The sequence below is a fragment of the Oceanobacillus luteolus genome, assembly GCF_042678205.1.
Taxonomy (GTDB): Bacteria; Bacillota; Bacilli; order Bacillales; family Amphibacillaceae; genus Oceanobacillus; species Oceanobacillus luteolus.
The window spans coordinates 1-7,455 of sequence record NZ_JBHUDE010000113.1 but is presented as its reverse complement, the minus strand read 5'-3'; the positions used below and the strand labels follow the sequence as shown (position 1 = coordinate 7,455).

At 38.0% G+C, this 7,455-nt stretch carries 9 protein-coding genes; 8 read left to right on the top strand and 1 reads right to left on the bottom strand.

Features of this window, described 5'->3' with window-relative positions; translation table 11 throughout:
- Positions 1-694 precede the first annotated feature (694 nt).
- From ACFSBH_RS13040 to ACFSBH_RS13015, 6 genes are all read left to right on the top strand, one after another.
- Positions 695-1,303, top strand: a complete 609-nt coding sequence (locus ACFSBH_RS13040) for a stage V sporulation protein AA (protein ID WP_251510231.1) — start codon at positions 695-697, stop codon at positions 1,301-1,303.
- Entirely contained in the window at positions 1,290-1,718 is a 429-nt protein-coding gene (locus ACFSBH_RS13035; protein WP_251510232.1) for a stage V sporulation protein AB, read from the top strand. Before ACFSBH_RS13040 ends, ACFSBH_RS13035 begins: the two co-directional genes overlap by 14 nt.
- A gap of 22 nt (positions 1,719-1,740) precedes the next feature.
- Entirely contained in the window at positions 1,741-3,207 is a 1,467-nt protein-coding gene (locus tag ACFSBH_RS13030) for a spore germination protein (protein WP_251510233.1), read from the top strand.
- 125 nt (positions 3,208-3,332) lie between these two features.
- Positions 3,333-4,640 carry a diaminopimelate decarboxylase gene (gene lysA, locus ACFSBH_RS13025; protein ID WP_379597912.1) on the top strand — a complete coding sequence of 436 codons (1,308 nt, stop codon included), beginning with the start codon at positions 3,333-3,335 and terminating at the stop codon, positions 4,638-4,640.
- 76 nt (positions 4,641-4,716) lie between these two features.
- On the top strand, positions 4,717-5,151 hold the full coding sequence (locus tag ACFSBH_RS13020; protein WP_251510235.1) for a peptidylprolyl isomerase: 435 nt from the start codon (positions 4,717-4,719) through the stop codon (positions 5,149-5,151).
- A 187-nt stretch (positions 5,152-5,338) separates the two neighbouring features.
- Positions 5,339-5,698 (top strand): GNAT family N-acetyltransferase, encoded by a 360-nt coding sequence (locus tag ACFSBH_RS13015; protein ID WP_251510236.1) that lies wholly within the window; start codon positions 5,339-5,341, stop codon positions 5,696-5,698.
- Positions 5,699-5,786: 88 nt separating this feature from the next.
- On the opposite strand, the gene ACFSBH_RS13010 is transcribed toward ACFSBH_RS13015, so the two are convergent.
- Positions 5,787-5,882: a YjcZ family sporulation protein gene (locus ACFSBH_RS13010; protein ID WP_251510237.1), complete on the bottom strand. Its 96-nt coding sequence runs from the start codon at positions 5,880-5,882 to the stop codon at positions 5,787-5,789.
- A gap of 147 nt (positions 5,883-6,029) precedes the next feature.
- Here ACFSBH_RS13010 and ACFSBH_RS13005 point away from each other — a divergent pair, with 147 nt between their 5' ends.
- Both ACFSBH_RS13005 and scpB read left to right on the top strand, forming a co-directional pair.
- Entirely contained in the window at positions 6,030-6,767 is a 738-nt protein-coding gene (locus ACFSBH_RS13005; RefSeq protein ID WP_251510238.1) for a segregation/condensation protein A, read from the top strand.
- Positions 6,768-6,769: 2 nt separating this feature from the next.
- Positions 6,770-7,363 carry an SMC-Scp complex subunit ScpB gene (gene scpB / locus ACFSBH_RS13000; protein ID WP_379597909.1) on the top strand — a complete coding sequence of 198 codons (594 nt, stop codon included), beginning with the start codon at positions 6,770-6,772 and terminating at the stop codon, positions 7,361-7,363.
- Positions 7,364-7,455 lie beyond the last annotated feature (92 nt).

Here is a 7,455-nt window from a genome sequence, read left to right as displayed (position 1 = left end):
TGGTGCAGAAGGGAAACCCATTCAGTGGGCCTTTTAGGCCGAGGCCGGTAATAGAGGCTTTCAGCCGCAGAGCAAACCACCAGTTCACACTGGTGGTTTTGATTTTAAGCAAAAATCCTCTTGCAAGGACAATACAAATTGCTCACAAAGTAATTGGGGGAGTCTCTTCTGAAGGTCCGCAGCCCCCGATACACCTTCGCTTTCTGTGGGCGGCTGGTGAGCCTCCTCAGGCGAAGCGCCTTGCGGGGTCCCACCTCTGCCTATCCTCCCACAGGAGTCTCCGGTGTATCGTGGGCTGCTCCCAGGAAATATGTTATTTGGTGCATTGAATAAATGGAATTCAAATATTTATTAATACTTTTGCATAAATCCTATATCAAACAATCGAATCACACGGCGGATTACTCTATAAATATGCTGTGAATTTCTTCATAATTCAATGTACCTAATTTAGCCTTAGCAGGTAGCAGTCCAAATACCCCGAGCCTCCTGATGGAGGCTCACGGGACCCTGCGGTAAGCTAGAGGTGTTTGGACTGCGGACTTCGAAGAGAAGAGGATATCCACGGAATTTACTTAATCAGCACTCAACTTATTATCCTCCTTATATAATAAACTAAAAAAGTTTTTCTGGATAAAAATCCTTTCATATTGTCATACTAAAAAAAAAAGATAGTTAAAAGGTTGATGATGCGATGACCAAAACACTCTATTTACGTATGAAAAGAAATTTAAATTTACAGGAGTATAAGCATTTGCATCTTAAAGATATTGCTTATATCGCAGCCCCTGAAGAATTACAAAGCATTTTAGAAAACAAACCAATCTATCGTATGAGCAAAAAAGACAATAATATCATAGTAATCGACTCATTTTTAATTATTAAAGAGTTGATGGCAGAGTATAAGGAGTTAGATGTCCAATCAGTTGGACCAGCTCAGACAGTAATTCGTATTGAGACAAAAAAGAAAAAAGCAAACTTATTCATTGCTGTTGTAATTTGGATTTTATTATTTATTGGAACAGCGATGACAATTATGAATTTCCATTATGATGTAAGCATGCAAGAAGTGCAGCAAAAGCTGCATTATATATTGACTGGGGTAGAGAATGAATTCCCTCTTTGGATCCAGGTTCCATATTCTCTTGGATTAGGTATTGGAACCTTATTGTTTTTCAACCACTGGTTCAACAAACGTTTTAATGAAGAACCGAGTCCCTTAGAGGTGGAAATTGAGAATTATCAGGCTGATGTAGATCAATATTTAATATTGCACGAGAACAGGATAGATGAAAGAAGTTAGTCTATACCTCATTCAGATATTTGTTGGTTTCAGTGGTGGAATTGTAGTAGGGACCGGGTTTGTAGCATTCATCACCGTGCTGAGAATCATTCCACGTTTAATTCAATTAAGCAAAACAGAAAAATTGATAAAAGTATATATTGCAAGCATCATTCTCGGTTTGATCTTTGGTACTTATCTCTCATTCTTTGATGTGAGTTGGAGCGAGCCAATTCTCCTGCTTGTATTATGGGGGCTCTTCCATGGAGTATTCAATGGAATGCTTGCAGCAGCGCTGACAGAGATACTAAATGTATTTCCAATTCTATTAAGACGTGTTCGGGTCGATGGTTTTTTATTATGGCTACTGATGGCCGTAATGTTTGGAAAAATAATTGGTTCACTATTTCAATGGTTATATTTTGTTACAGTTTAGTGACTATCTGGAGTTGAATAGGATGGGTAATAAAATACGTGTTTATCATGAATTGAAGAAAAACGAGGAATATATGCGGAAACGCTTAGGTTTGGGCGTTTCCTATGATGTTGAATTTAGAGAACTTATCATATTAGAAAGAAAGATACAACTTTATTCTGTTAATGGATTATGTGATGGAGGCAATGTTCAAGAAATAATAAAAGAATTATTGAATCTTAATGAACGCGAAAGAAATAAAGAGGAAGTTCCAGCAATCTTAACGAATAGGTTAGTTCATCAACAGGTAACTAAGCTAAAAACATTAGATGAGTCCGTCGATGAACTACTATCGGGCTTAATCGTGATTTTTGTTGATGGATACGATGAGTCTTTTGCCATCGATTCAAGAAGTTATCCAGGAAGATCACCTGAAGAACCTGATACAGAACAAGTCATTCGCGGATCGAGAGATGGCTATACGGAAAATATTGTTGAAAATACTGCATTAACAAGAAGAAGATTACGGGATGCTAGATTACGTAATGAAATGATGAAGGTCGGTGAGCGTTCGAAAACAGATGTATGTATCAGTTATATAGAGGATATAGCGAGTGAAGGTCTTGTGGATTTAATTAAAAAGCGTATTAAGGAGGTTGAAATAGACGGCCTTTCAATGGCAGATAAATCATTAGAGGAATTTATTGTTGAAAGAAAGTGGAATGTTTTTCCGCTTGTACGCTATACAGAGAGACCAGATGTTGCAGCCAATCATTTACTGGAAGGACATGTATTAGTGACAGTGGACTCCTCGCCAAGTCTCATTATTCTCCCGACCACGTATTTCCATCATTTGCACCATGCGGAGGAATATCGCCAATCTCCTGTATTCGGGACATTTGTTAGATGGATTAGATTTCTAGCAGTATTCGCATCGTTATTTTTACTACCTTTATGGTTACTATTTGTTATAGAACCACAATTGCTACCAAAAGCAATTTCTTTTATCGGACCAAATGATGAAGGTAATATTCCGATTGTCATACAAATAATTCTTGCAGATATTGGTATTGAATTTCTTCGTATGGCAGCTGTTCATACTCCTACGCCCTTATCTACTGCAATGGGTTTAATTGCAGCAGTCTTAATTGGTCAGATCGCCATCGATGTAGGGCTGTTCACTGCAGAGGTCATCCTCTATGTAGCAATAGCAGCAGTAGGAGCTTATGTAACGCCAAGTTATGAACTGGGTACAGCGAATAAGCTGGCAAAGTATTTCTTACTAATTACCACGGCAATTTTTGATGTAGCTGGGTTTGTCATTGGAATTACATTGATCGTACTATTTGTCGTATCTAGAAAATCGTTGAAAACTCCATATTTTTGGCCGGTAATTCCATTTAATCCAACCGCGTTGCTCCATATAATATTCCGGATTCCAGTTCCATATTCAAATACGCGACCAAGTATTGTTCATCCTAAAAATAATTATCGACAACCTGTCAAATAAACTTGAAAGCGAACAGGAATAGTGTTCGCTTTCAAGTTTTTTTAAGCATTGTCCTTTTGTTTTCCTCTTTAATATGATAAAGTAATCTATATTTTACTAAATCGGAAACTGGGGGAAACCAAATTATGATAATTAATCATCATCCGTTTAGCACAAATGATAAGGGTAACTTAGTGATTGGCGGTGTGGATAGTTTGACACTTGCTGAAAAGTATGGAACCCCACTTTATGTTTATGATGTTGGAATCATTCGTAAAAATGCTAGAAGCTTCATCAAAGCTTTCGAAAACCTCGACGTTAAAGCAAAAGTAGCATACGCAAGTAAAGCTTTCTCTTGTATTGCTATGGTTCAAGTCGCTAATCAAGAAGGATTATGCCTTGATGTCGTATCGCAAGGTGAATTATTCACTGCGCTGGAAGCTGGATTTCCATCAGAACGCATTCATATGCATGGAAACAATAAAAGTCGGCATGAATTAAAGATGGCGATCGATCACCAAATCGGTTGTATTGTAATTGATAATTTTTACGAAATCCAGCTTCTTGAGGAGCTTCTTCAGCAAGAAGGAAAAACAATGGATGTTCTCCTTCGTGTGACGCCAGGAGTGGAACTAAACACTCATCAATACATCATGACTGGGAATGAAGACTCCAAATTTGGATTCAATATCGTCAATGGTCAAGCTGATCAAGCTTTCCAGCTACTTCACAATCATAAACATATTCGTCTGAAGGGTCTACATTGTCATATTGGTTCGCAAATATTTGAGACAGAAGGATTCAAAGTCGCTGTAGATCTTTTGTTTGAACAGATTGAAAAGTGGTTAGACAGGGATGGTTTTAAACCGCAAGTTTTAAATCTTGGTGGTGGATATGGAATCCGCTATACAGAGATTGACAATCCTCTAGAATATAATGTGTACGTTGATGAGATAGTCGAGGCAGTTAAGAAGAATAGTGAGCGATTAAACATTTTAATGCCGGAAATATGGATTGAACCAGGAAGATCTATTGTCGGCAACGCAGGAGTATCATTGTATACAGTTGGGTCTTCTAAAGAGATCCCTGGAATTAGAAATTATATTTCTGTGGATGGTGGAATGGCGGATAATATTCGTCCGGCTCTTTATGAAGCGAAGTATGAAGCAGTCATTGCGAATAAAGCTACAGTAAAGCCAATTGAAAAAGCCTCTATCGCTGGGAAAGCTTGTGAATCTGGAGATATGCTCATTTGGGATCTGCCACTTCCAGAAACAGAGCCTGGAGACATATTGGCTGTCTTTGCAACAGGAGCTTACGGATACGCAATGGCAAGTAATTATAACCGCTTGGCCAAACCCGCAGTGGTATTTGTTGAGGATGGGACAGACAAACTTGTAGTAAAGGGAGAAACGGCTGAAGATATTATTAAAAATGATTTATCCTATGAATAAAAGGAGATTTCTTTTCAAGGACTGCTTGTAATGGTAAACTATACAAGATAATGAAATTATAAAGGAGCGTTTATGCATGGCTAAAACAGGCTATATTTTAATGGAAAACGGGGAAAGAATAGAGTTGGAATTCTTCCCGGAAGAAGCACCAAACACGGTAAAAAACTTTGAAGAACTTGCCAATTCTGGCTTCTATGATGGAGTGACGTTCCACCGAGTAATTCCTGGATTTGTAAGCCAGGGAGGAGATCCTACTGGTACAGGTGCAGGAGGCAGCGGTAAGACGATCAAATGTGAAACGGAAGGTAATCCGCATAAGCATGAAGCTGGAGCACTTTCCATGGCGCATGCAGGTAAAGATACTGGTTCAAGCCAATTTTTCTTAGTACATGAGCCACAGCCGCACTTGGATGGTGTACATACTGTCTTCGGAAGAATTACATCAGGATTGGACATCGCGAGAAGTATGAAGAATGGCGATGTCATGAAAGAAGTTCGAGTAGCAGAATAATTTCAAATTTCGTATAATTGTGTTGTTTCCTAATTGAAATAGGCAGAACTTGATACTGAAGAGCTCCATCCACTTATTTCATTTGACAAACTTAAATTAAAGTGCCATAAATATATATATGTCTAGAAGGCAGTTATCCATTATAATGAACTCAAGATGAATCTTAGTAGATTAATGAGGGGTTAATATGTTAATTCGTTATAAGAAAAATATGGAGAAAATTGCTATGGGCTTATTATCCTTTATGCCGGATGACAAAAAGGATGTAAAAAAGCTCCAGCAATACATTAAAGAGTATGAAACAAATCCGGATTGGCATTTATATTTATGGAGAAATGATGAGGATATACTGGGGGCTATAGGCCTCAGGATAGAGGATGGAATTCATGCTGTAATCCAAGACTTGTCTGTCAACCCATCGCATCGGAATTTGGGGATTGGAAAAAAATTAGTTCAGGAAATCAAACGATTATATAGCGAAAAGTATATCGTCTATCCTAGTGAACAGATAAGACAATTTTACGAAAAATGTAATGCTGAAAACTAGTAAAAGCCAGCCCCAATACTGGGCTGGCTTTTACACCTGCTTTAATCGCAGTCAACCTTAATGCTAGTAATGAATTACATTACATGGTTTAGAACCATGCTGCCCCTACGATAATTAAAAGTATGAACAGCACGACAATTAGAGCAAAGCCTCCTGCGAAGCCGCCACCGTAACCACCACTCATAACTTAAACCTCCCTTATTTGATACATAGGTAATCAAGTCAGTAATGCTTTTTGACTTTACTTACGATATAGCTTATGTACACCGTGGAAATTTGTTTGGGCAGATTACTGAAATTTTTAAAGAGATTTTTAGAAAGGTTGAGGACAATGCAAGAAGCTTATAAGGTGAAGTTAGAGCAATTTGAAGGTCCTCTTGACTTATTGCTTCATTTAATTAAGCAATATGAAATTGATATTTACGATATTCCAGTAGCAGAAATCACAAAACAATACATGGAATATATTTATACGTTTGAAAAATTGGAGTTAAATATCGCAAGTGAATATCTTGTAATGGCTGCAACCCTTGTTGCCATTAAAAGTCAAATGCTTTTACCTAAACAGGAAGTGACAGAAGAAGTAGACGAATATATGGAAGATCCCAGAGAAGAGTTAATGCAGCGCTTGATTGAGTATCGTAAGTTCAAAGAAGCGGCAGAAAAGCTAAAAGAAAAAGAAGGAGAGGCGACACATACTTATACTCGCCCCCCAATGGGCTTTAAAGACTTACTTATCGAGAAGCCACCTGTTGTTCCAGGGGATGTAACGATTTATGATATGATCGGTGCACTTGGAAAAATGCTTGAAAGAAAAAAGTGGAACGAGCCATTAGATACAAAAGTACAACGGGCAGAGATTCCGATTGATGAAAGAATGCGCGACGTGCTTACAATCGTTAAACGTGCAAAAAGTGGAGTACGATTTGATGAACTGTTTACTGTTCCTTCCAAGTCTCATATTGTCGTTACTTTTCTAGCGCTACTGGAGCTGATGAAGGAAAAACAGGTATACTGCAAACAAACAAAGCATTTTGATACGTTATATTTGTATGCAATGGAGGAATGAAAGTGGAAATAGGTCATTATAAAGCCGTAATCGAAGGATTGCTTTTTGCGTCTGGAGATGAAGGAATCACCATTAAACAATTGTGTAAAGTGCTGGATATATCAGAAGCAACTGCAACCCATATTATCGAAGAGTTGAAATATGATTACGAAAATACAAATAGAGGACTTCTTATCATGGAAGCAAATGATGCTTTGCATCTTACAACAAAACCAGAACATAGTGAGTACTTCAAAAAATTATTGGAGACACCACAAACAAATAAAATGTCACAGGCGGCACTGGAGACCCTTGCAATTATTGCTTACAGGCAACCAATTACCCGTGCTGAGATTGAAGAAATCAGAGGAGTCAAGAGTGATGGTCCTGTACAAACTTTGATTAATCGCTCGCTCATCGAGGAAATGGGAAGAAAAGAAACAGTGGGTCGTCCTATATTATTCCGTACAACAAAAGATTTTTTGACTTATTTTGGATTAACTTCGCTTGAAGAGCTGCCACCTTTACCTGAGTCCGATGAGGAAGACATGAATAGTCAGGAAGTCGATTTATTCTTTGAAAAATTTAATGATGAGATGGATAACAAGGGAGTGTAAAATAAACTGTGTAAGTGAGAGAGCGTACGGCTCTTGCTTCGCAGTTTATTTTTTTATTGTTAGAATAAACATATAAGATTGGGAGGTTATTC